Source organism: Chitinophaga niabensis (assembly GCF_039545795.1).
Taxonomy (GTDB): domain Bacteria; phylum Bacteroidota; class Bacteroidia; order Chitinophagales; family Chitinophagaceae; genus Chitinophaga; species Chitinophaga niabensis_B.
In genome coordinates, this window is record NZ_CP154260.1 from 5758697 (window position 1) to 5782424 (window position 23728).

General features: G+C 40.8%; 20 protein-coding genes. 19 read left to right on the plus strand and 1 reads right to left on the minus strand.

Features of this window, described 5'->3' with window-relative positions; genetic code table 11:
- Positions 1 to 336 precede the first annotated feature (336 nt).
- From AAHN97_RS22880 to AAHN97_RS22965, 18 genes are all read left to right on the plus strand, one after another.
- The gene (locus AAHN97_RS22880; protein WP_343304431.1) at positions 337 to 2781 is read left to right on the plus strand and encodes an SLBB domain-containing protein; all 2445 of its coding nucleotides are present in this window, start codon (positions 337 to 339) and stop codon (positions 2779 to 2781) included.
- A 25-nt stretch (positions 2782 to 2806) separates the two neighbouring features.
- Positions 2807 to 3883, plus strand: a complete 1077-nt coding sequence (locus tag AAHN97_RS22885; RefSeq protein WP_343304432.1) for a lipopolysaccharide biosynthesis protein — start codon at positions 2807 to 2809, stop codon at positions 3881 to 3883.
- A gap of 17 nt (positions 3884 to 3900) precedes the next feature.
- On the plus strand, positions 3901 to 5193 hold the full coding sequence (locus AAHN97_RS22890) for a nucleotide sugar dehydrogenase (RefSeq protein WP_343304433.1): 1293 nt from the start codon (positions 3901 to 3903) through the stop codon (positions 5191 to 5193).
- Between the two features lie 14 nt (positions 5194 to 5207).
- Positions 5208 to 5975 carry a glucose-1-phosphate cytidylyltransferase gene (gene rfbF, locus AAHN97_RS22895; RefSeq protein ID WP_343304434.1) on the plus strand — a complete coding sequence of 256 codons (768 nt, stop codon included), beginning with the start codon at positions 5208 to 5210 and terminating at the stop codon, positions 5973 to 5975.
- Position 5976: 1 nt separating this feature from the next.
- Positions 5977 to 7059, plus strand: a complete 1083-nt coding sequence (gene rfbG, locus AAHN97_RS22900; protein ID WP_343304435.1) for a CDP-glucose 4,6-dehydratase — start codon at positions 5977 to 5979, stop codon at positions 7057 to 7059.
- On the plus strand, positions 7052 to 7975 hold the full coding sequence (locus AAHN97_RS22905) for an NAD-dependent epimerase/dehydratase family protein (RefSeq protein WP_343304436.1): 924 nt from the start codon (positions 7052 to 7054) through the stop codon (positions 7973 to 7975). The genes rfbG and AAHN97_RS22905 overlap by 8 nt, the downstream gene beginning before the upstream one ends.
- The gene (locus AAHN97_RS22910; protein WP_343304437.1) at positions 7972 to 9702 is read left to right on the plus strand and encodes a thiamine pyrophosphate-binding protein; all 1731 of its coding nucleotides are present in this window, start codon (positions 7972 to 7974) and stop codon (positions 9700 to 9702) included. Before AAHN97_RS22905 ends, AAHN97_RS22910 begins: the two co-directional genes overlap by 4 nt.
- Before the next feature lie 32 nt (positions 9703 to 9734).
- On the plus strand, positions 9735 to 11054 hold the full coding sequence (rfbH, locus tag AAHN97_RS22915; RefSeq protein ID WP_343304439.1) for a lipopolysaccharide biosynthesis protein RfbH: 1320 nt from the start codon (positions 9735 to 9737) through the stop codon (positions 11052 to 11054).
- A gap of 35 nt (positions 11055 to 11089) precedes the next feature.
- Positions 11090 to 11917, plus strand: coding sequence for a glycosyltransferase family 2 protein (locus AAHN97_RS22920; RefSeq protein WP_343304440.1), 828 nt, complete (start codon positions 11090 to 11092; stop codon positions 11915 to 11917).
- Complete coding sequence (locus AAHN97_RS22925) at positions 11914 to 12771, plus strand: hypothetical protein (RefSeq protein ID WP_343304441.1); 858 nt, start codon at positions 11914 to 11916, stop codon at positions 12769 to 12771. Before AAHN97_RS22920 ends, AAHN97_RS22925 begins: the two co-directional genes overlap by 4 nt.
- 7 nt (positions 12772 to 12778) lie before the next feature.
- Entirely contained in the window at positions 12779 to 13558 is a 780-nt protein-coding gene (locus AAHN97_RS22930; protein WP_343304442.1) for a glycosyltransferase family 2 protein, read from the plus strand.
- A gap of 41 nt (positions 13559 to 13599) precedes the next feature.
- Positions 13600 to 14328: a glycosyltransferase family 2 protein gene (locus AAHN97_RS22935; RefSeq protein ID WP_343304443.1), complete on the plus strand. Its 729-nt coding sequence runs from the start codon at positions 13600 to 13602 to the stop codon at positions 14326 to 14328.
- A gap of 85 nt (positions 14329 to 14413) precedes the next feature.
- On the plus strand, positions 14414 to 15532 hold the full coding sequence (locus AAHN97_RS22940) for a hypothetical protein (protein WP_343304444.1): 1119 nt from the start codon (positions 14414 to 14416) through the stop codon (positions 15530 to 15532).
- A 14-nt stretch (positions 15533 to 15546) separates the two neighbouring features.
- The gene (locus tag AAHN97_RS22945; RefSeq protein ID WP_343304445.1) at positions 15547 to 16476 is read left to right on the plus strand and encodes a hypothetical protein; all 930 of its coding nucleotides are present in this window, start codon (positions 15547 to 15549) and stop codon (positions 16474 to 16476) included.
- A 132-nt stretch (positions 16477 to 16608) separates the two neighbouring features.
- Positions 16609 to 17721, plus strand: a complete 1113-nt coding sequence (gene gmd, locus AAHN97_RS22950; RefSeq protein ID WP_343304446.1) for a GDP-mannose 4,6-dehydratase — start codon at positions 16609 to 16611, stop codon at positions 17719 to 17721.
- A gap of 2 nt (positions 17722 to 17723) precedes the next feature.
- Positions 17724 to 18665 (plus strand): GDP-L-fucose synthase, encoded by a 942-nt coding sequence (gene fcl / locus AAHN97_RS22955; RefSeq protein WP_343304447.1) that lies wholly within the window; start codon positions 17724 to 17726, stop codon positions 18663 to 18665.
- 42 nt (positions 18666 to 18707) lie between these two features.
- Positions 18708 to 19532 (plus strand): glycosyltransferase family 2 protein, encoded by an 825-nt coding sequence (locus tag AAHN97_RS22960; protein ID WP_343304448.1) that lies wholly within the window; start codon positions 18708 to 18710, stop codon positions 19530 to 19532.
- Between the two features lie 4 nt (positions 19533 to 19536).
- Positions 19537 to 20832, plus strand: a complete 1296-nt coding sequence (locus AAHN97_RS22965) for a hypothetical protein (RefSeq protein ID WP_343304449.1) — start codon at positions 19537 to 19539, stop codon at positions 20830 to 20832.
- A gap of 57 nt (positions 20833 to 20889) precedes the next feature.
- Here AAHN97_RS22965 and AAHN97_RS22970 read toward each other — a convergent pair whose 3' ends face one another.
- Positions 20890 to 21855, minus strand: coding sequence for a class I SAM-dependent methyltransferase (locus tag AAHN97_RS22970; protein WP_343304450.1), 966 nt, complete (start codon positions 21853 to 21855; stop codon positions 20890 to 20892).
- 189 nt (positions 21856 to 22044) lie between these two features.
- On the opposite strand from AAHN97_RS22970, the gene AAHN97_RS22975 reads away from it, so the two are divergent.
- The gene (locus tag AAHN97_RS22975) at positions 22045 to 23634 is read left to right on the plus strand and encodes a hypothetical protein (protein WP_343304451.1); all 1590 of its coding nucleotides are present in this window, start codon (positions 22045 to 22047) and stop codon (positions 23632 to 23634) included.
- Positions 23635 to 23728: the final 94 nt, after the last annotated feature.

A 23728-nucleotide genomic window follows, 5' to 3' on the forward strand; every position in this document is an offset into this window, starting at 1 on the left:
TCAGGTACTAGCATCAAAAAGGGAGTTTTCTATTGGCTTGCATTAACTGGTTAACCGGGGGCGTATAACGTTTAAGTAATAATGTATATTAATTTAAACAAATGTTAGTTCACGGATATGTTTGCTCTGGACGGTAGGGGTATATACGAGAAAAACACCCATCCGGATTTATTTTTTGGGAAAAAAGTTTATTGCGTATAATGCACCTGATTTTCAATCCGCTAACATTTATATGTTATTTTTAATAAATTTGCCGATCATTTTACGCAAACCCCGTGCGTGGCAGGGAGTTTGTTATGATGGTGGCCTAACATTCCGAGAAAAGCTAAAACTTTCATGAAGAAGATATTATTGTTCCAGATTTTCCTGTTGATTGGTATGTGTTCCTTTGCCCAGGTCCCTTCTTTACAAAAGGCCCAGCAAATGAAGGTAGAAGATCTTACGGATGAACAGGTTCGTCAGATTGTGGCGGAAATGAAGCGGAACAAGGTTTCTCTGGATCAGATCGATTCTTATGCACAGCAAAAAGGCATTCCGGCAGATCAGGTACTGAAACTGAAAGACAGAATACGTACACTTAATCTGGAAAAAGAATTTGCTGCTAATACAGCCGAAACACCCAGACAGGGGGATACGGAACGTACTGTGGATGATAATACGCTCTCAGCCCGTGATATCCAACCCATGTCAGTAGAGGATAAACGCAGAATGAAGGTCTTTGGCGCAGAACTGTTTAGTAATAAGAACCTTACTTTTGAACCCAATCTCAGGATGGCCACCCCGCCCAATTATCGTTTAGCCGCAGGAGATGAATTGATTATAGATGTATACGGATACTCTGAAGTACAGCACAAGTTAAAGGTGAGCCCCGAAGGATATATCCGCATTCCTTACGTAGGACCTGTTTACGTAAACGGGCTTACAATGGAAGAAGCCACTACCCGTATCACCAAACAACTGGCTACTATCTATGGAGGCATTAAATCCGGTAACACTTTCGTGCAAATGACCCTTGGTACCATCCGTAGCATTAAGGTATTATTAATAGGAGAGATAGACAGACCGGGCTCCTATACCCTGCCTTCCCTGGCTACTGTAGCCAACGCACTCTATGTATCAGGTGGCCCTAATACAAATGGTTCTTTCCGCGATATCCAGGTGATCCGCAATGGCGCCCCCCTTGCCCGCTTCGACCTATATGACTTTCTCACCAACGGAGATCTTACCAATAATATAGTACTGCAGGACCAGGATATCGTGAAAGTAAATCCCTATAAAACCCGCGTGGAATTGGAGGGAGAAGTGAAACGCCCGGCAATTTTCGAAGCAAAAGACAATGAAACCCTGCAGGATATCCTGAATTTCGCGGGTGGATATACAGATAATTCCTATAAAGATATAATTCGCGCCAGTCGTGTAAACAGTAAAGAAAGAGAAGTAGTAAATATTGCTGCGGACCAGGTACCATCTTTCAAATTACGGTCCGGAGATAAATTTCATATAGATGCTATTTTGAACCGCTTCACCAACCGTGTTTCTATTAACGGTGCAGTGTTTCATCCGGGAGAATATGCATTGGAAAACAACATGACAGTAGTTGATCTGATCAAAAAAGCAGACGGTGTAAAAGAAGAAGCCTCATTACCCCGTGCTGTCATCTTCAGGCTGAAGGAGGATTTTACCCCCGCAGGGATCAGCTTTAATGTGCAGGACGTACTGTCTGGCAAACAAACACTGGCCTTACAACGGGAAGATAGCGTAGTGATCTATTCCAAACTGGACCTTCGGGAAGATTATAAAGTAAAAATCAGCGGCCAGGTGAATGCACCAGGTTATTTTAATTATGTGGATAGCTTACATCTGGAAGACCTGATACTCATGGCGGGCGGGCTTAAAGATGCGGCTTCCCTCCAGAGAGTGGAAGTTTCCCGCAGGATTCGCGGCAAAACATACAACCCCGGAGATAGTGCCACCTCCATCGTTGCACAGTTTGATCTTTCTACAGATCTCAGCTCCATGGCAGGATATGCTTTACAACCCTTTGATGAAGTAGTAGTGCGGAAATCTCCCACTTATATAGAACAGGCTTCAGTATCAATAGATGGAGAAGTAGTATATCCCGGTGCCTATACCATCAATTCCAAAAGAGAAAAGATATCAGATGTATTAAAACGTGCAGGTGGCCTTCGCCCTGAAGCATATGCGGAAGGTGCCGTATTATTGCGCAAAACCTTTGTTAATGCATCAGACAGCGCTTTACTGGATAGTAAATTGCAAGTATTTTATAATAAACTGGAAGATAGCACGGATATAAACAAAATGCATAACGTTGTATCCCGGAAAGAACAACTCCTGGGTATCAATCTGCAAAAGATCATGGATCAGCCCGGATCTAAATACGACCTGCTATTGGAAGAAGGCGATGTGATCAAGATCCCTAAGAAACTGCAAACAGTACAATTATTTGGAGAGATCTATTTCCCGAAGAAAGTCCGTTTTGACAGGAATATTGGATTTAGAGATTATATCCGTGGTGCCGGCGGATTTACAAATAGTGCCCTGAAAAGAAGAAGTTATGTCGTATACGCCAATGGCGAAGTGAAAAGCACCAGTAAAGTTTTGTTCTTCAACCGCTATCCTAAAGTACGGCCGGGAGCTGAAATATATGTTCCTGCAAAGAAAGACGGACATCGCCTTACCGGCCAGGAAGCTGTTGGGATAACTACCGGTTTCGCATCGCTCGCGTTGATCATTATTACAATTTTAGATAGAATTAAATAAAAGGGCATGCCCTTAAATCATACTCATGAACGCATCTCCACATCAATCCGGCCAGCAAAATGAAGAAATTTCATTAAAAGGGCTGATCTTAACTTTTCAAAACTGGAGAGGTTACTTATTCTCAAAATGGAAAATAATTGTCTTATCCGGCCTCCTGGGCGCCGGGTTAGGCTTTGCTTATGCCTATACCCAAAAGGTTAAGTATGTGGCTGAAATGACCTTTGTACTTGAAGACAGCAAGTCTGGTCAGTTAAGTAGCTATGCAGGGTTGGCCAGCCAGTTTGGAATCGATCTCGGAGGCGGTTCCGGTAGTGGCGTTTTTACCGGAGATAATATACTCGAATTCCTCAGGTCCCGCTTAATGGTAGAAAAAACCCTGCTTTCTCCTGTTGGCATCGGTGGAAAAAATACCAGCCTGGCAGACTATTATTTACAGGTGAATAAATACAATGAAAAGTGGGCAAAAAGCCCGGAACTGAAAAAGATCAGCTTCCCCGCTAACATAAACCGTAGTAGCTTTTCACTGCTGCAGGACAGTGTTTTGAATATCCTCTATATGGATATCATCAAAAATAATCTCAGTATTGCCAAACCTGACAAAAAGCTAAGCTTTATTGCCGTTAAGTGCAATTCTACTGACGAGAAATTCTCCAAAATATTCGTTGAAAGATTAGTGCGGGAAGCAACTGACTTTTATGTGCAAACAAAAACAAAAAGATCCAAAATCAATGTGGACCTGCTGCAACTCAAAGCAGACTCCATTGAACGGCTGCTCAACCAAAAAACTTATTCTGTTGCCGCCAGCCAGGATTTAAATCTTAATCCGGCAAGAAATGTAGCAAGGGTAGGTACACAGCTCGCCGCGAGAGATCAACAGGTTTTACTAACCATGTATTCAGAAGTAGTTAAGAACCTGGAGCTAAGCCGGATGGCAATGTCCCAGGAAACTCCCATCATACAGATAGTAGATACGCCTATATTACCATTAAGGAAAGAAAGGGTAGGAAAATTAAAGGGATTGATACTGGGTGGATTTATAGCCGGGTTCCTGATTGTGTTGGTACTGCTTGTTCGCAAGTTGTACAGAGAAATAATGACCTAATATAACTTGTTCGACAAATGCCATCTCCTATTAAAATAGCCATTATCGGCCTTGGTTATGTAGGCTTACCCCTGGCCATTGAATTTGGGAAAAAATATGACGTTCTGGGCTTCGATATCAACAAAGATCGGATAAAAGAGCTATGCAATGGAGAAGACCATACCAAAGAGGCGGATCTGAAGGAAATGAGGCATGTAATAAAAAAAACCAACAAAGAAAATACAAGTATTGGTCTGGAATTCTCCGATGATGTTACCACACTGAAAAATTATAACGTCTATATCGTTACCGTTCCAACACCCATTGATCAATTCAAAGCTCCCAACCTGCAACCCTTGCTTCATGCATCAGAAACAATAAGCAAAGTCCTTAAAAAAGGAGATATCGTGATCTATGAATCAACCGTTTATCCGGGATGTACAGAAGAAGATTGCGTACCCATACTGGAAAAATACTCAGGACTAAAATACAATAGCGATTTTTTCTGCGGTTATTCCCCTGAACGGATCAATCCCGGAGATAAGATCAATACCCTCGCCAAAATAATAAAAGTTACTTCCGGATCAACGCCGGAAATTGCAGATCGTATAGATGAACTCTATAAAAGCATCATAACCGCCGGTACACATAAAGCTCCAAATATCAAAGTGGCAGAAGCCTCCAAAGCTATTGAAAATGCACAAAGAGACATTAACATCAGTTTTGTGAATGAACTCGCGCTTATCTTTGACCGTATGGGGATAGATACCAATGATGTAATAGAAGCAGCGTCTACAAAATGGAACTTCCTTAAATTCAAACCCGGTCTTGTAGGCGGCCACTGTATAGGAGTAGACCCATATTATTTAACACACAAAGCAGAATCACTGGGCTACCATCCACAAGTGATCCTCTCCGGAAGAAGGGTCAATGATAATATGGGGATGTTCGTTGCAAATAAAGTAGTAAAACTATTGATCAGGAGTGGGCACAAAATTGATGGCGCAAAAGCCCTCATCCTGGGAATGACCTTTAAAGAAAATTGCCCGGATGTCCGCAATTCAAGGGTCATTGATATTTATAAAGAACTCATTCAATTTGGCCTGGATGTAGAAGTATATGATCCACACGCGCACATCGGTGAAATTGAATCTCAATACGGGATTAATTTAATTCCCCGGTTAATTCGAAAATATCAGGCTATTATCTTGGCAGTGGCACACGAGGAATTCAAAACCCTTGATTATGACATGTTAAAGGCTAATAAAAATGCCATTATATTTGATTCTAAAGGAATTTTAGACAGAGCTATTGTCGATAGCAGACTTTAAAAAAACTAAAAAATATGAAAGTTGTAATTCTTGCTGGAGGTCTGGGAACACGTTTATCCGAAGAAACTTCAATTAAACCAAAACCAATGGTTGAAATTGGCGGTATGCCCATATTATGGCATATCATGAAAATATACTCCAGTTATGGGTATAATGATTTCATAGTCTGCCTGGGTTATAAAGGATATGTGATCAAAGAATACTTTGCCAACTACTTCCTCCATCAGGCAGACGTTACGATTGACCTGAACGACAATTCATTAAAGATTCATGACTCACAGGCAGAACCCTGGAAAATTACCCTGGTAGAAACGGGTAAAGATTCTATGACAGGCGGAAGGGTCAAAAGAATTCAAAAATATACAGATGGCCAGCCATTTATGTTAACGTATGGAGACGGCGTTGCAGATATTGATATCAAAGCGCTCGTGGATTTCCACCAAAAGAACAAACCTTCCCTGACGGTAACAGCAGTACAACCATCTGGAAAATTCGGCGCATTAAACATTGATAATGATAAAGTTATATCATTCATGGAAAAACCTAAAGGGGATGGCCACTGGGTAAACGGAGGTTTTTTTGTTTGTGAGCAGGATATTTTTAACTACATTAAAGATGATAGTACCATATGGGAAAGAGAACCCATAGAGAATATAGCGCACGAAGGGAAAATGGCTGCTTTCAAACATGATGGTTTCTGGAAGCCAATGGATACCCTCAGAGATAAAATAGAATTAGAAGAAAGCTGGAATAATAATACAGCACAATGGAAAAAATGGTGAGATGCTGAAAAATATAGCCCGTATATATAAGGATAAGAAAGTTTTCATAACAGGCCATACTGGGTTTAAAGGCGCCTGGCTGCTTAAAATACTAAGCATGGCCGGTGCTGAGATCAGAGGATATGCATTAAGCCCTCTTCATGAAAATGATGCATTCAATATATTGAATGGTCCCCAATTGTGCGACTCAATAATTAATGACCTGCGTAACAAAAAGGAATTAACGCAAAGTATTATTGATTTTCAACCTGATTTTATTTTCCATCTCGCCGCACAACCCTTAGTGCGGCTATCTTATGATATCCCCGCTGAAACTTTTGAAGTGAATGCCATCGGCACTGCCAACGTATTGGATGCCGTAAGATTATTGAATAAACCCTGCCAGGTAATCCTCATCACTACAGATAAAGTTTATCATAACAATGAATGGATCTATCCATACAGGGAAAATGACCGTTTAGGAGGATATGACCCCTATAGTGCAAGCAAAGCATGCGCAGAACTGGTGATTGACTCTTACAGGAACTCCTTCTTTAATATTAGAAATTATAGTCAGCACCAGAAAGGCATAGCCGTAGGAAGAGCCGGAAATGTGATCGGAGGTGGCGACTGGGCAAAAGACCGATTGTTGCCAGACATTGCCAGGGCATTAGGAAATAACCAAAAGGTGATCATTCGAAACCCTCATTCAGTAAGGCCATGGCAGCATGTGCTGGAACCGCTGGCAGGTTATTTGAAAATTGGCGAAAAACTCACGGAGCAGCCGGAACTTTTTTCTACAGCCTATAATCTGGGCCCCCATGTAGATGATGCCCTCTCCGTTGCGCAAATGGTGAAAATTGCCATAGATTGCTGGGGCAATGGAGATTTTCAGTTAGATGAACCGCCTGCTCACACACTACATGAAGCAGGTTTATTAAAACTGGATATTAATAAAGCCGCCGCTGAACTGGGATGGAAACCAGTAATGAATGCCCATAAAGCAGTAAGCCAAACAATAAACTGGTACAAAACATATTATACAGATCCGGGTGCATTGATCAGCCTGACAGCTAAACAAATAACTGATTTTTTTGATGAGTAGGATCTTTGTAACTGGAGCAACCGGCTTTTTAGGAGCAACAATTGTGCAGGGAATCGCTCAAAAACATGATATATGCGCACTAAAAAGACATACATCTGATCTCAGCAGAATAAATGCTGCTATTCGTCAGAGGGTCCACTGGGTGAACATGGCAGAAAACTGGCAAAATGAAGTAGCCCGTTTTCAGCCGGATGTTATTATCCATGCCGCCTGGATTGGTGTGGAAGCAGCAGAACGGAATGATTGGAAATTACAATTGCAGAACATCGGTTTCCTTTATGAGGTCATGGAACTGGCCGTTGCAGGTAACGTAAAAAAAATAATCGCATTAGGCTCACAGGCAGAATATGGAAATATATCCGGAATCATGAAAGAAGATGACCCGGCCATTCCCACAACAGCCTATGGAGCCGTTAAAACAGCCTGCTCTCAGATCCTGCAGACATTTGGAAACCAACACCAGGTGAACTGGTATTGGCTCAGATTATTTTCTTTCTTCGGAGAAGGTGAAAATGAAAACTGGCTGATCCCATCAGTAATTAAAAAAATAATCACCACAGGAAAAGTAGACCTTACACCAGGCATGCAGGCATACGCCTATTTATATGTAAAGGACCTTGTGAATGTGGTGGAAAAGATCTTGCAGCACAACGGAGATGCAGGGATCTACAACATTTCCTCCAACAACGCAATAAAGTTGCGGGATCTTGTTGAAAAAATAAAAATGCAATTGGGATTACCCTGCCTCCTTAATTTTGGAGCAGTTCCATATCGGGATCAGCAACCAATGCATGTACAGGGAGATATTGAAAAATTCGAAAGTAAAATAGGAAGCTTTAATATCACGGCATTTGAAACTGCCCTGATTCAAACCATAGATTTCTATCGCAGGAAATATAAAACGGAAATGAAATGAAGGCATCTGATTATATAGCAAAATATCTGGAAGCCAAAAACGTAAAACACGTTTTTGAACTGTCAGGAGGAATGATCACACATATCCTGGATTCCATAAGTCTGAAAACCTCCATTAAGATCATCACTGTTCACCATGAACAATCTGCGTCCTTCGCAGCTGATGCCTATGGTAGGATTACTGGCGTTCCCGGAGTTGCACTGGCTACCAGTGGCCCTGGTGCTACAAATCTTTTAACAGGCATTGGAAGTTGTTATTTCGATTCCTCTCCGGCCGTATTTATTACTGGTCAGGTGAACCGCCATGAACAAAAAGGCGACAGGAATATACGCCAGCTCGGTTTCCAGGAAACAGATATTATCGCAATGGCCAGACCCATTACCAAAGCATGCTTCAAAGTTGAAAACGGAGATGATATTCCTGCTACACTTATTAGTGCATTTAAAATTGCAACAGAAGGAAGACCCGGTCCCGTTTTGATAGATATTCCCATGGACCTTCAGCGCGTTGCCCTTCCTGATGAAATCATCCTTGAAAACGGAACACCGTCTACCGGTAAACTGCCACCGGTAGATAAAAACCAGCTTTCAAAACTTACGGCGGATATTCAAAAAGCCAAACGGCCGCTTTTACTCGTTGGAAGAGGCGTAAAAGCTGCATTTGCAGATGTTGAACTTTTAAAATTCATTGAAAAAACCAATCTGCCGGTGGTAAGCTCTTTGCTGGCTTTAGACGCTGTTCCATATAACCTGCCGGCAAGGGTGGGTTTTATTGGAAGTTATGGCAACAGATGGGCAAATATTGCATTAGGCGAGTGCGATCTGCTCATCGTTGCTGGTAGCAGGCTGGATATCCGACAGACAGGAGCAGATACAAAATACTTTGAGAACAGGTTAATATATCATATTGATTGTGAAGAGGGAGAGATCAATAACAGGGTAAAAGGTTGTATACCCATTCTCGCAGACGTTAAACAATTCTTCAACGCCTTCATTTCTCACAATCAAACAACCTCCTTCCAGGCCCCCGTTGAATGGAACGGATATATTGCCGCATTAAAACAAAAATGGCCTGATACCAAAGAAGTAACTACACCTGGCATCAATCCTAACCTGTTCATGCACCTTCTGTCAGGTTTATCACAGGAAACCAGCGCCTACCTCACAGATGTGGGCTGCCACCAGATGTGGGCTGCACAATCACTTGAGTTATCGGCAGGCCAATCATTCCTTACCTCAGCAGGCATGGGCGCAATGGGTTTTGGCTTGCCCGCAGCAATAGGAGCCAGCTTTGCCGCAAATAAAGCACCAGTTGTCCTGATCTCAGGAGACGGCAGCCTGCAGATCAACATCCAGGAACTGCAAACGCTGTTCAGAAATGAACTACCTGTTAAAATTATTGTAATGAATAACAGGAACCTTGGAATGATAAGGCAGTTCCAGGATTCCTATTTTGAATCAAGATACCAGTCCACATTCTGGGGCTACAGTGCGCCCGATTTTGCAAAAGTGGCTGAGGCTTATAACATAAGCGCAAAAACAATAACAGAAGAAAGCGAAATTAACGATGCCGTAAAGTGGTTATGGGAAGGAGAAAATAATGGGAAACCAGTATTACTCCAGGTTATGATAGATCCTCATACCAACACTTATCCTAAACTCGCTTTCGGCAAACCCATTACTGAAATGGAACCGTTTTCGAAGCCTATTGATATGGAAGGAACCTGATTTATATAATAGATAGAATTTAATTAATAATCATGTCATTTAATTTTCAAAACATTTCTGATCCGCAACTGAAAGAGTCACTCGCCAGTATTGCAAGAGCAAAAGTAAAAAGAGAAATTATTCCGGGGGAACATTACATCCCCGTTACAGGAAAAATAATGGATGAAGAAGATATTTTACTAGGCGTTGATTCCATGCTCGATGGCTGGTTAACAGCCGGCAGGTTCGCTGATAGTTTTGAAAGAGAGCTTGCAAGATATTTTGGTGCCAGATTTTCATTCCTTGTAAATTCCGGCTCTTCAGCCAATCTCCTCGCCTTTTATGCTTTAACATCACCTAAGCTGGGTGAAGATGCCATAAAACCAGGAGACGAGATCATTACCGTGGCAGCTGGCTTTCCTACAACAGTTAATCCATTAATCCAGTTTGGATGCGTACCCGTATTCCTTGATATTGATATCCCTACATACAACATCAAAGCAGAGGACATCGAAGGAGCTATCACAGATAAAACATCCGCCATCATGATAGCACACACACTCGGAAATCCATTTAACCTGGAGGAAGTAATGCGTGTCGCTAAAAAATATAACCTGTGGGTGATCGAAGATGATTGTGATTCCCTCGGTGCAACCTATCAGGGCAAAAAAACAGGCACCTTTGGAGATCTCGCCACCCTCTCATTTTATCCCGCACACCATATAACAATGGGCGAAGGTGGTGCCGTTCTCGTTAACAATGCCAAACTTAAAAAAATTGTGGAAAGCTTCCGCGATTGGGGAAGAGATTGCTGGTGCCCTCCCGGAAAAGACAATACCTGTGGTGAAAGGTTTTGTCAGCAATTGGGTGATCTCCCGGAAGGCTATGACCATAAATACACCTATTCACATATCGGATTCAATCTGAAAGCTACAGACATGCAGGCCGCAATTGGTTTAAGCCAGTTGAAAAAAGCAGACCATTTTGTGCAGAGAAGAAGGGAAAACCATGACCTGTTATATAAAAAATTAGAGCGCTTTAAAGACCATTTCATTCTCCCGGAAAAAACACCGGACTCCAATCCAAGCTGGTTCGGTTTTTTAATTACGATCAAAGACAGTTCACCTGTCAACAGGAACGAACTCGTTCAATTCCTGGAAGAAAATAAGATCGGAACAAGGTTGCTTTTTGGAGGAAATCTCCTGAAACAGCCAGCTTACCGCAATACGGCTCACAGGGTATACAATACTTTGACCAATACAGACACGATCATGAATCAGTCTTTCTGGTTAGGAGTATGGCCTGGCTTGCATGAAGCTCATTACGACTATATCATTCAAATCATAGAAAAATATTTAAGCAGTATTAAATAGTAAGTCGTTGCTGCCTGAAACATCTGATTCTCATTATGCTGATCTCTGCTTTCATTCCTGTCTTTAACGAGGAAAAACGAATAGAACATGCACTCATATCGTTGCAATGGTGCGATGAAATAGTACTGCTTGATAAAAGAAGCTCCGATAGAACTGTTGAGATCGCTAAACAATTCGGAGACAAAGTCAGGATCTTCTACATGGATAATTCCAGCGCATATAACCCGGGCGAATGGGATGTTATGATGGAACAATGCAAAGGGGATTGGCTGATCAGGTTTACCGCCAGCGATGTACTCCACCCTGGTTTGGCAGAAGATATCCTTAAGCTGATCCGGCAACCGGATTTTAAGCATGATATCATCAACATTCCTCATAGAAGGTTTGTACTGGGGCTGGACATAAAAGGATCTCCCTGGTTTAGCAAAGTTTGCCCAATGGTATTCCGTAAATCCAGGTTGAGAGTAGATAAAGCTGATGTTCACGCTGCTTTAAAATTCGAAGGAAGCTCTTACACCATGCCGGAAAGCACCAAATACTGCATGTATCATCTCACACATGAGAATGTAGATATCATGATGGAACGGCATCTGAGGTATTGGAGAGGAGAAGCCATCGGAGCCGAAAAGGAAGATCTGAAAGTTCAGTTTAAGCAGGTTTTAAATGCATTCTTCAGGTTAACATTCATCAAAAGATCTTTTATGTATGGATGGGATGGCATTATGCTGGCATTTGCATTTATTACCTATCAAATGATGTCCTTTGTTTATAAATGGGAAAAAAAACGGGGAAATGCCGCACAGGTCTATCAAAACATCAGGGAGGAAATTAAAAATGATTGGGAGCAAAATAAACAGCTATGAACAATTATAAAAAAGCGTTTTGCACCTTTAGCGATTCCAGATTACGAAAAAGCCTGAACCGCATCAAACAGCAGGCTGAGGAAATGGAAGTGTACAACATCATCAATATATTTGATGAAACACAGCTGGACCCCGCTTTCAGGGAACGCTTCCGTGATCATCTATATCCCGGCTCAAGAGGTTATGGCTTCTGGTCCTGGAAACCCCAGGTGATACTTCAGACCTTAAGAAAATTAAACGACGGAGATGTGGTACAATATACAGACACCGGTTGCCACCTCAATAAAAACGGAAAAAAAAGATTAGAAGAATATTTTAATATCGCTCATAACTCCCCCAATGGCATCCTGGCCTTTAAATCAAAAAGTAAAGACACTGCCATTGGTAACGAAACCTTCTACGAAAACTTTGAATACAAATACAATAAGGGAGACGTATTCAATTACTTTAACGTGCTGGATAAACCAGATTTTACACACTCCGTTCAGTATGAAGCAGGGATAACTTTTATCAGAAAAAGCCCCGAAACGGTTAAATTTGTTGAAGATTGGATCCATGCCTTTACTACAAACTTTGACCTGATCAGTGACGCCCCCTCCAAAGTCCCTAATTTACCGGGCTTTGTTGATCACCGGCACGATCAGGGCATCTATTCCATCCTTTGCAAAAAGTTTGGTGTATCTGAATTATTTTCAAATGAATATTTTACCTCAGGAGATTGGGCAGAATTAAATGACTTCCCTATCTGGGTAAAAAGAGATATGAAATTCGGAACAATCCTGCGGGCTAAAAGGTTCATCCGCCGCAATACACGGTTATTACTGAAGAAAATAGGCTTATCAAATAACAAATAATAAAACAATGGATCTTAATAAACTGGAGGGCGGATTAAGAATGAATGCTGTGCATCAGAAAAACCCTTTGGTGACAGTTATAACAGTTGTATTCAACGGAGAAGCTTCCATAGAAAGAACAATAAAAAGTGTCGCGGAACAAAAAACCCCGGAGATTGAATATATCATAGTAGATGGCGCTTCCCGTGATAATACAGTAAAGATCATCAGGCAATATGAACAGGTTGTTGATTATTGGATCAGTGAAAAAGACAAAGGCATTTATAATGCTATGAACAAAGGCGCCACCTATGCCTCCGGAAAATATATCACCTTTCTGAATGCAGATGATACCATGAAAATGAATTACCTGCAAACTTTTACCTCACTCATTCAGGATAAAGATTATTTCAGCTGTGGCGTTAAAATGATCTACAACAATAAAACCATCAACTGGGTCCCGTTCAATATTATTCCCGCCCATAATACCTTCTTTTGGAGAATGCCGCTCCCCCATCCCGGATTGATGGTAAAAAAAACGGTGTTTGATGAACTGGGAGGCTTCAATGAAAAATACCGGTACGCAGCTGATTATGATTTCATCCTGCGGCTCGTTAAAAAATATAACGGCATATTTTCCGATAAGGTAATGATTGATTTTTATATGGGCGGAGCTAGTTCCAATAAAGCTATTCTTCTTGAAAATAATAGTATCAGAAAGAATAATCATTCCAATAAGCTATTGGTTTCTTTAGCACATCAAATTGAATTATTTAAATGGAAAATAGCAAAAATACGGTATCGGTAATTATACCTTATTATAATGCAGACAATACAATCCTTAAGGCTATGCAGTCGCTTGCCGATCAAACATATATGCCGGGAGAAGTGATCATCGTGGACGATGGAAGTGAACCATTGAAAAAAGCAGTTTTGCATATAAACCCTGCTCAATTTCCATTTAAAGTGATTATCGCTGACCAGGGAATGAATAAAGGCGCTCCCTCCGCAAGGAACCAGGGAAAGTCCATTGCTGCAAATGAGTATATAGCTTTCCTGGATGCGGACGATGCATGGGTGAAAAACAAATTGGCCGTACAGGTAAAAATGATAGAAGACCTGCAATGCGATCTGCTTTATACAGAATATAGTGAATCCTTCCCCGGAGAAGTTCCGTCTTCCGTAAATCCGGATCAGGTTCTCCATATTAGTTATCGCGATGTTTTAAGAAAGAACCTCTCGCCGGTTACCCTTTTAATGAAAAAGGACTTGCCACTCAAATTCGATGAACGGTTAAGGCGCTGCGACGATTTTAAGTTATCAATAGAAGCACTTGCCGGTGGGTTTAAGATCGTCAAAATTGACCTTCCTTATTCTTACGGATTTAAATTTGCAATAGGCCATGCAGGGCTAACCAAATCACTTTTTAAAATGTCTTCCTCTTTCCTGAGGGCCTGCGCATTGATCTCTATGGAAAAACCCAAATTAACACCATTAATGACGGTTTTTGCACTGTTCGAGATAACAAAATTCCCCGTAAGGGTTCTCAAAACAAAACTAAGAAATGCGTATAAGTAGTGTTCTGGCTGATAGAACGATTAGAATTGCAGGAGGACTACTAAGCCTGTTCTTATGTTCTCGCTTTTTTGTGAATGATGATTTTATGCTCGTTCAGCAGATCACCATCATTCAAACCCTCATCGGTGCAATTATCGCATTTCCATCTCCCGCAGCCTTACTGAAATTTGGCTTTAAGAACTATACCCTGGGGAGGAACCTGTATTTTAATGTCAGCATCCTCAGATGCCTTATCACCTTGGGAATATACCTCTTCATGTGCCTTTATCTGGTGATCGGCCACTCATCAACCCGGGATATCACCATTATTTTATGTGGCGCCATACCCATGGTCATTACTCAGGTCCTTTCCCTGGAATTTATTCATCATTCCCTGAGCTATGAATCAAAAGGTAATTGGGTAATGGTGTATACAATGCTGCTTTTCCTGATCATCAAATCAATAATTATATACATTTGGGGAGCTATTTATCCCAAGATCTTTGTAGAAATAATTGAAATGCTGGTATTGTCCCTCATAGTTTCTATCCGCTACTTTAAAGGATTTACTATAACATGGCAGCAGATCGTTTATAATATCAGAAAAGCAGTGAAGATCGGTAAAATTTCATCCGGCTTATATTTTAACGGCATTCTGCTCGTTCTCATATCCAGGTTTGATCAGTTATCCGTATCCGTGCTCATTGGAAAGGAGATTTTCAGTAAATATGCACTGATCTCCTCCATTGTTGCCCTCTTCATTGTACCCAGCAGCTTGTTTGCAGAAAAGATCCTGTTTCAGCTCCACGATGCCGCCTCACTTTCCAAACAGGAATTCAGGCGGAAAGCAAGGAAATGTTTGATCATCATAGGTTCTTTAGGAATGCTCTTGTATCTTATCTATATTTTTTCATTTGAACTGATCGGAGAGATCCTCTTTAAAAGAGACCTGAGTAACCTTAAGATTGAAGGCATTATTCTGGGTATAACAATCGTTGTAAATTCCGTTGGTATGGCTTTTGGTCAGATCAATACTTATTTGAACGGAGGTTTCTTTACGATGAGAAGAAGCCTGATAGGTTTTATTACCATGGTACTGCTCATCTTTGCCGGAAACCACTTCTGGGGTATTCTGGGCATTGCAATCGCTGCCGCCGTCAGTTTATTATTAACGAATGTGATATTCTGGTTCTTTTCCAGGAAAGTAAGAGCAGCTATTCTTTAGAATTAAATTAACTCATGAGGAACATCGTCTATTTGTTCTATGCGCTTTTCATAATGATAGCGTTCTTTTTACTAAGAACGCTATTCCTGCAATCCATAGAAATAGACGGAGACATTGTTGCCTATCTTAACGTAATAAATGGAGATATCAAGGAAGGAGATGCTTTCGAACCCGGCTCCATGCTCATATTCTCTATAATAGGATTAACCCCCGTTTCCTTTCACTTTACATTGTTATTCCTATTTTGCTTCCTGATAGCCATAACAGAAGGATGGTTCGTTATAAAAAAATGCAAACTGCCTATATTCTGGCTAGCCTTCTTTACCATAGGCATATTACCCTTTGCACATGCCATTAACTTAAGAACAGGGTTTGGAATTTTCCTCCTCTTATGTTTCACATTCTTCCGGCAGGGCATTGGCATCTTCTTCCTTCCGCTTTTCCATAGCTCGCTTACCCCCATATTATTAGGCTGGAAAAACAGGTTTGGAAAATTCACAACTTACATTGTTATACTCATCAGCCTTGTAGGTGTATTGGTGCTCTATAAAATAGCAAGCGCCAAATTGGTGGTATACTATAGCTATCTGAACTTCGATCTCAGCTTTCTGGGCATTCTCGCAGAATTAGTCACCCTTGCTGCATTCTATTACTTCTTCCGGAAAGTGTACCAGATTACAAAAGGCAGCTGGACAAAGGTCTATTATATTTTCATGGTTGCCGCCTTTCTTACACTTCCCATGGCCATGGTATCTACCCGGATCGTAACTTTTACTTACGTAGTGCTTCTGCTCCTCGCTTTTGACGCGCAGCTAAAACCTCTATCAAAAAACAATTTTCTACATATGTTTAACCTATTCTTTTTTATTTCTTTAGGCCTGGTTTTAATTATCTTCCGGATATACCGGGTAACTACCATGTTTGGAATTTTACCGCCTATATAACAAATAAAATAAATAGTTTTACAGCCGAAAATGAAGCACTGGTTTAGGAACCGATGAATTAATGGTAAATTAGACCCGTCCGCATTTAAACATATAAATAGTAACATATATACTTACCCTAAAAGAGGTGAAATGAAGAAAGCTTTAATTACAGGTGTCACTGGCCAGGATGGGGCATATCTTGCAGAATTATTATTGAAAAAAGGATATGAAGTGCACGGTATAAAAAGGAGGAGTTCCTTGTTTAACACAGATAGGATTGATTACTTATACCAGGATCCTCATGAAATAAACGTGAAGTTCAAACTTCATTATGGCGATTTATCTGACTCTACCAATCTTATACGCATCATACAGGAAGTTCAGCCGGATGAAATTTATAATCTTGGTGCAATGAGCCATGTTCAGGTAAGTTTTGAAGCACCTGAATATACCGCTGATGTAGATGGTGTTGGAACACTCCGTTTACTCGAGGCGGTGAGATTATTGGGATTAACGCAGAAAACAAGGATTTACCAGGCCTCTACTTCTGAATTATATGGGCTGGTTCAGGAAGTGCCCCAATCAGAAAAAACACCATTTTATCCCCGCTCTCCCTATGCAGTAGCAAAAATGTATGCTTACTGGATCACCGTCAATTACAGGGAAGCCTATAATATGTTCGCTTGTAATGGAATACTTTTCAATCATGAAAGCCCGCTGAGAGGAGAAACATTTGTAACCCGTAAAATAACCCGCGGAATTGCAAAAATGTCAATTGGCCTGCAAAGCAAATTGTACATGGGCAATCTGGATGCAAAAAGGGATTGGGGGCACGCAAAAGATTATGTAGAGGCAATGTGGCTGATCCTTCAGCAGGATAAACCGGAAGACTTTGTTATCGCAACTGGCGTTACTACAACCGTTCGCGACTTTATTACAATGGCCTTTGCTGAAGTAGGCGTTGAAATAGTTTATACAGGAACAGGAATAGACGAAAAAGGTATCGTAAAAAGCGTAAGTAATGAAAGCTGTCCTCTTAAAGTAGGAGAGGAAGTGGTACTCATTGACCCAAGATACTTCAGGCCTACAGAAGTGGAATTACTCATCGGCGATCCCACAAAAGCAAAAACCAAACTGGGATGGGTACCCTCCTATGATCTGCCGGCTTTGGTAAAAGAAATGGTAGCCGCGGATGTGGAACTGTTTCAAAGAGAAAAATTGCTGAAAGATGCCGGGTACAAAGTCTTAAATCAGTTTGAATAATTATGCAACATCAGGATAAAATATATATCGCAGGTCATCGTGGAATGGTTGGCTCTGCTATTAAAAGACGGCTGGAAAAAGAAGGATTTCAGCATATCGTTACCCGGAGCTCTTCGGAATTGGATTTAAGAGATCAAACTGCCGTAACTGCTTTCTTTGAACAGGAAAAACCCGATTTTGTTTTTCTCGCAGCAGCTAAAGTAGGAGGTATCTTAGCCAACAACACCTATAGAGGCGAATTCCTGTACGACAACCTCATGATTCAGAACAATGTCATCCATCAGGCATACAGGAACAACGTTAAGAAATTAATGTTTTTAGGCTCCTCCTGTATCTATCCTAAATTGGCCCCACAACCCATGAAGGAAGAATATCTGCTTACAGGACTTCTCGAGGAAACCAACGAACCCTATGCCATTGCCAAAATAGCAGGCATAAAACTCTGTGACGCATACCGTGCTCAATATAATTGTAATTACATTTCAGTAATGCCTACTAATCTGTACGGGCCTAATGATAATTACAATCTTCAAAATTCACATGTTCTTCCCGCACTATTGCGCAAATTCCACGATGCCAAAATAAACAACAACCCTTCCGTTAGTATCTGGGGATCCGGAACACCTAAACGGGAGTTTTTGCACGTGAATGATATGGCGGATGCCTGCTTCTATCTAATGCAGCATTATAATGAAGCAGGTTTGATCAATATTGGAACGGGCAGCGATATTTCTATTCTGGAATTGGCCAACCTTATCAAAAAAGTTACTGAATACCCCGGTGATATTGTATTTGACAGCAGTAAACCGGATGGTACACCCAGGAAATTAATGGATGTTTCTAAATTACATGGATTCGGCTGGAAGCACCAGGTAGAGCTGTCCGATGGGGTAAGCGCAGTCTACAAAGAAGCCGCAGCTCAAAATTGGTATGAAACTGCATAAAATAGTCGGATTTTTGTTAAATTACTGGAAATCAAACAACTAATGGGTTTTCAACCTTTAAATACAAAAGATATCGATACGCAAAGGATAACAGGCCGGCTATTGGACCTTTCTGTCTCCATCGTACTTTATCATACCCCCGAAGAAACCCTTAAAGCATGTCTTGCGTCACTCTCCTTATGTACGCTTGATATGGAAATATTATTAATAGATAACTCAGAGATACCTAATTCTCCGAATTATATAGATAATCAAAAAATTAGGTATATTCACAATAGGGAAAATACCGGTTTTGGGGCAGGCCATAACCTGGGTATTAAGGCCTTCGAAGGAAAAAGTAAATATCACCTGATTCTAAATGCTGATGTTTACTTCGGTGAAAATGTTCTGGAAAGGATTTTTGATTTCATGGAAAGGAATAAACAATATGCGCATTTAATGCCCAAAGTTGAATATCCTGATGGATCTCCCCAACTACTTTGCAGAGGAACACCTACCTTAAGTACCATACTGATCAAAAGAGTAGTGCCTGGCAGATTACATGGCTTATTCAGGAAGAAACTGAACAAATATGAATCTCCTGATTTTGACCACAATACCCTGCAGGAAAATATTCCGTTTTTGTCTGGCTGTTTTATGTTTTTAAGAACAAATGCTGTAAACATTGCCGGTGGATTTGATGATAGGATCTTCCTCTACTTTGAAGATGCAGAATTAACCCGCAGGTTATTAGTGCATCACAAAAATGTATATTTCCCAGAGGTTACGATCTGGCACGCGTACGGCAGAGGTACCAAAAGCAAGATCAACCACATCATCCATGCATTTAAAGGACTTTTAATATATCTGTACAAGAAAAGAACCTAATAATATGAAAAGTAAAATTATATTGCTTGGCCTTAATGAATTGAATTTCGATTTTATTCAAACATATATCAGTAAAGGAGAACTCAGGAATTTCAAAACACTTTTCACAAAGTATGGCTATACTTCAACGCTGTCTGAAAATACTTATGAATTGCTTGAACCATGGATACAATGGGTAACTGTTCATACAGGTAAAACTTATGATGAGCATAAAGTATTCAGATTAGGAGATATCGTTGATAGAAAGGATCTTACCCAGATCTGGGAAATAATAGAAAAAAAAGGTGCTAAAGTAGCAGCAGTTTCTCCCTTCAATGCGGATAACCGCCTACAGAATGCCGTCTTTTTTGTTCCTGATCCCTGGACTAAAACAAAGGCAGAAGGCCCTTCCCTCCTAAAAAAATTATCCCTCGCGGTTTCACAGGCTGTTAATGATAATGCGCAATCCAAACTTACTGTCAGTTCTTTGGTTAACATGTCGCTGGGTCTCATCAAATATGTGCCTTTTAGCAAGTATGGCAGCTACTTCGCTTATGCAAGCAAAATTAAAAGCCTGAAAAGCGCGAAGTCCGTTATTCTCGATAAGCTGCTGGGAGACGTATTTATCCATAACTGGAAAGCATCTCAACCTGATTTTTCCTCCCTGTTCTTAAATACCGGCGCACACCTGCAACACCATTATATGTTTAATTCCTCCTCCTATGATGGAGAGTTTAAAAATCCAGACTGGTATTGCCCCGCGGACCAGGATCCTTTGTTAATAATACTGAAGGAGTATGATAATATAATCGGAGAGCTACTGGCCACAAAGGCAAGATTGATCATTGCTACGGGGCTCCATCAAAAACCACATAAACACCTCACTTTCTATTGGAGGCTAAAAGAACATGCTAACTTCCTTAAAAAGTTAAACATCTCCTTTGAGACTGTTTTACCCCGGATGTCCAGGGATTTTCTGATCCAGTTTCAAAATAATGAACAGGCAGCTATAGCGGAAAAGAAACTCGCTTCATTCAAAGCAGAACAGGATGGTAACGAAATATTTAAAATAGATAATCGTGGAAATAGCCTTTTTGTAGAATTGATTTACCCGGCTGAAATTACTGAAAGCACAAATATTATCTCCACCGATGGACAAAAAATCACAAGATTCAAAGATGATGTGGCCTTCGTGGCAATAAAAAATGGAGAGCACGATGGCATTGGTTATTTAATTGATACTCAAAACCCGGTTGATATTAACACAGCTCCGCCAATTCAACTGAAAGAAGTATTCAATATTATTACTTCCTCTTACTAATTGCAGCATTTTTCAATAGGCCTGTACTACTATTACCCGTAGTACAGGCCTTTCTGTTTAAACCCTTCGCATCCAGAATGATCCGGGCTCCCTGTTTTGCTCTCTCGCAAATGCAGGACATTTTTCGGAAAACGCCTCCTTGTAATGATGACTCAGATAATTCACTGCGCCAATCACCTCAAACTTGCTGTTAAAAGAAAGGAATGCTTCCAGCAGGTATTGTTCATTCCAGAATAAATGCCTTGTAAAGATCCATTCATGGAGGTAATCATTAGGAGTAAAGATGTCATGCACATGAACGATCACTCCCTTATTTAAAGTAGGTAATAACGTCAAATATTCAAACAATACATCCCCTTGCGGACGGATGATGTGAGAAGAATCAATGAATAAAATATCATTCTCCTTCAAAGTGCCAAAAAAATCCAGATCAATTTCCTCCACCCTCTTCCTTATAATCTCAGCATCCAGTTTCTCCAACCAGGGTTGCTCATAAGGTTCAATACAGATATGAGCACATTTATAATCCCCGCTCTCCTGGCTATTCCGCTTGATAGCAGCGGCAACCAGCAATGTAGAGTTACCACTTCCGATCTCAATTATCCTGTTTGGCTTAAAATGCCTTACCATGCTAAATAAATACTCAGCATCTCCACTCTTGAAACTATCATTATCATAGGCATATTCCAACTCATTTCTTTTCTTTTCGGGAAACGATAACAATTCTTCATTGTAATTGAAACGCTGAAGCAGATTAAGCTGCCCCTGATCATTTAGATCAATACCCGTCAGGTTACGGTTTTCTCTTAATGCCGGATTTAAATATTTGGCCGGATTGATCAGTGGTTCATAATAGTGATCCGTTAAAGGAAAGATCCCTTCCTTCATAAACAGTTTTTCACTCACCGGTGCATGTTTAGAACCAACACGCCTGATCACTTTACACCATAGAATAAATAACCATAAAAAAGGAGCTAGCAATATTTCAAGGATACGAAGAATGAAAAATGCGATTTTTTTCATTTGTGCGACAGATTTTAATGGGGTGAAAGTGCTCGAACATTCTTAAAAAATAATAGAAGTTAACTAAAAATCTTGTCATTAAACATATGTTGTTTTAAAACTACATAAGCCCCTGTCTCGTTCATTCCCTTATATTTGTTCCGCTTAAAGGCACAATTTTTGCCATTCCATTGACCAAACTACCATTGAATGAAGCAATTCATCCCGATGGCCGCAGCACTGCTGCTCGCTATCCCCTCACTTGCACAGGAAAAAACTCCAGTGATTGTTCCGTATCATTCCCAGAATATACGGGAATTATATCTCGATTCAGTTAATCATCATACCGCTTTCAAAACCATCCTCCACGAGGATACCAGCGCCATGTACACAAACACTGATACAACTAAACGCAGCTGGTTCCATCGCAAACTCTTCAAGGAACATCTTTTTGAATTCCGTGAACCGGACTTTAACGTGTTTGTAGATTTTATGCCGGATTTCCAAATCGGCAGAAGTAACAGAGATAAAACATTATGGTTGAATACCCGTGGCGCAAGGGTACAGGCTAACATTGGAAAGAATTTCTATTTTGAAACTTCTTTCTATGAGAACCAGGGTGTATTTCCTGTATACATCGATAGCTTTGTAGCAAAACGAAGGGTAATACCCGGTCAGGGAGAAATAAAATATAGTGACAGGCTCGGTAAAAGCTATGATTTCGCCTATGTTAATGCACTGCTTTCATACAGGCCAAGCAAATATCTGAGCTTTACTTTGGGTTACGGTAACAATAATTTTATTGGAGATGGATATCGCTCCCTCCTATTATCCGATATCGGATTTAGTTATCCATATCTCAAAATAACAGGTACCCTTGGGCAATTCCAGTATACCTCTATGTGGGCGCAATTCATGGACCTTTCCAGTAAAAGCTTTGTGCAGGCGCAGGCTGAAGTAGGTTATGCAAAAAAATGGGGCGTATTCCATTTCCTGGACTGGAACGCATCTAAAAAATTAACCATCGGATTATTTGATGCCGTTATCTGGCCAGATTCCGACTCCGCCGGCCGTAAAAGAGGTTTTGACTGGACATACATGAATCCAATCATCTTCCTACGCCCTGCTGAATATTCTGCAGGTTCTTCAGATAATGCCATGGTAGGAATGAACATTAAATACAAACTTCTCCCCAAAACAACACTCTATGGCCAGCTCATGCTGGATGAATTCAAGCTGAAAGAAATATTCAAGGGTGACGGATGGTGGGCCAATAAATGGTCTACACAACTGGGATTCCGCACGTTCGACCTATTTAAAGTGCCTGAACTGGACCTCCAGGGAGAATTGAATATAGTAAGGCCATATACTTATTCCTTCCGGAATACACAAGGTAATTATGCACACTATAACCAATCACTCGCACATCCAATGGGTTCCAACTTCAAAGAAGTATTAGGCATCGCATCCTATACTTATAAACGCTGGTTTGTAAGAGGGCAGCTGACTTTTGCTCAATACGGCCTGGACCCGGATAATCAAACGAATTATGGCCAGGACATATTTAAATCCTACGAAACCCGCGCAAAAGAATATGATAACAAAATAGGACAGGGCCTGAAAACTGATTTCTTCTACGGCCAGGGATCCATTGCCTATGTGCTCAATCCTAAATATAATTTGCGGTTGGAAGTATCCGCGGCCAGGCGCCAGGAAAGCAACAGCCTCGAAACAAAAAGAGAATTCATCTTTTCATTCGGATTCCGAAGTTCTTTCCGTCAACTATATTATGATTTTTAATCACTTCTCATACAAATAGTCCATAAGCGGAGACAAACAACAGTAATCCCCTGCCCAAAAATCCCACGAATGTATGGTGTAACACCTACACTAA

Excerpts from the sequence above, each read along its gene's own strand:
- AAHN97_RS22880 (WP_343304431.1), top strand. The coding sequence starts at position 337 with ATGAAGAAGATATTATTGTTCCAGATTTTCCTGTTGATTGGTATGTGT.
- AAHN97_RS22885 (WP_343304432.1), top strand. The coding sequence starts at position 2,807 with ATGAACGCATCTCCACATCAATCCGGCCAGCAAAATGAAGAAATTTCA.
- AAHN97_RS22890 (WP_343304433.1), top strand. The coding sequence starts at position 3,901 with ATGCCATCTCCTATTAAAATAGCCATTATCGGCCTTGGTTATGTAGGC.
- rfbF (WP_343304434.1), top strand. The coding sequence starts at position 5,208 with ATGAAAGTTGTAATTCTTGCTGGAGGTCTGGGAACACGTTTATCCGAA.
- rfbG (WP_343304435.1), top strand. The coding sequence starts at position 5,977 with ATGCTGAAAAATATAGCCCGTATATATAAGGATAAGAAAGTTTTCATA.
- AAHN97_RS22905 (WP_343304436.1), top strand. The coding sequence starts at position 7,052 with ATGAGTAGGATCTTTGTAACTGGAGCAACCGGCTTTTTAGGAGCAACA.
- AAHN97_RS22910 (WP_343304437.1), top strand. The coding sequence starts at position 7,972 with ATGAAGGCATCTGATTATATAGCAAAATATCTGGAAGCCAAAAACGTA.
- rfbH (WP_343304439.1), top strand. The coding sequence starts at position 9,735 with ATGTCATTTAATTTTCAAAACATTTCTGATCCGCAACTGAAAGAGTCA.
- AAHN97_RS22920 (WP_343304440.1), top strand. The coding sequence starts at position 11,090 with ATGCTGATCTCTGCTTTCATTCCTGTCTTTAACGAGGAAAAACGAATA.
- AAHN97_RS22925 (WP_343304441.1), top strand. The coding sequence starts at position 11,914 with ATGAACAATTATAAAAAAGCGTTTTGCACCTTTAGCGATTCCAGATTA.
- AAHN97_RS22930 (WP_343304442.1), top strand. The coding sequence starts at position 12,779 with ATGGATCTTAATAAACTGGAGGGCGGATTAAGAATGAATGCTGTGCAT.
- AAHN97_RS22935 (WP_343304443.1), top strand. The coding sequence starts at position 13,600 with ATGCAGTCGCTTGCCGATCAAACATATATGCCGGGAGAAGTGATCATC.
- AAHN97_RS22940 (WP_343304444.1), top strand. The coding sequence starts at position 14,414 with ATGCTCGTTCAGCAGATCACCATCATTCAAACCCTCATCGGTGCAATT.
- AAHN97_RS22945 (WP_343304445.1), top strand. The coding sequence starts at position 15,547 with ATGAGGAACATCGTCTATTTGTTCTATGCGCTTTTCATAATGATAGCG.
- gmd (WP_343304446.1), top strand. The coding sequence starts at position 16,609 with ATGAAGAAAGCTTTAATTACAGGTGTCACTGGCCAGGATGGGGCATAT.
- fcl (WP_343304447.1), top strand. The coding sequence starts at position 17,724 with ATGCAACATCAGGATAAAATATATATCGCAGGTCATCGTGGAATGGTT.
- AAHN97_RS22960 (WP_343304448.1), top strand. The coding sequence starts at position 18,708 with ATGGGTTTTCAACCTTTAAATACAAAAGATATCGATACGCAAAGGATA.
- AAHN97_RS22965 (WP_343304449.1), top strand. The coding sequence starts at position 19,537 with ATGAAAAGTAAAATTATATTGCTTGGCCTTAATGAATTGAATTTCGAT.
- AAHN97_RS22970 (WP_343304450.1), bottom strand. The coding sequence starts at position 21,855 with ATGAAAAAAATCGCATTTTTCATTCTTCGTATCCTTGAAATATTGCTA.
- AAHN97_RS22975 (WP_343304451.1), top strand. The coding sequence starts at position 22,045 with ATGAAGCAATTCATCCCGATGGCCGCAGCACTGCTGCTCGCTATCCCC.